The sequence below is a fragment of the Pseudomonas brassicacearum genome, from assembly GCF_003732265.1.
Classification (GTDB): domain Bacteria; phylum Pseudomonadota; class Gammaproteobacteria; order Pseudomonadales; family Pseudomonadaceae; genus Aquipseudomonas; species Aquipseudomonas brassicacearum_D.
Genome location: NZ_MOBK01000242.1, coordinates 1 through 372, shown reverse-complemented (window position 1 = coordinate 372; position 372 = coordinate 1). Strand labels below are relative to the sequence as shown.

1 protein-coding gene is annotated in these 372 nt (G+C 60.2%); it reads left to right on the top strand.

From position 1 onward, the window contains the following. Nucleotides 1-372 (top strand): winged helix-turn-helix domain-containing protein (locus BK660_RS33325; protein ID WP_473087031.1); only part of this gene is annotated, 372 nt, incomplete at both ends.

Sequence of the window (372 nt, the reverse complement as noted above, 5' to 3'; positions counted from 1 at the left end):
GAAGCTCATGACAGCGCCGAGATCCTGCGTTTTCTACTGGCGCATCAGGTCTTTCTGGTGCCGCTGGACGAGCACGGGCACTGGTATCGCTATCACCATTTGTTCTCGGATCTGCTGCGCAACCGACCGATTGCTCAAGCCATGGTGCCGACCGCGACGCTGCACCTTCGCGCCTGTCGCTGGTTCAACGCCCAAGGCTTGCTCGACGAGGCGGTAGAACAGGCGTTACGCGCAGGCCACCTCGATGTGGCGGCAAATCTGGTGCAAAACCTTTCCGAAGAACAACTGCTGGCCGAGCAGAACGTCGGCATGCTGCTGCGCTGGAAAATGGATTTGCCCGACAGCCTGCTGATCAGCACGCCGCGGCTGATC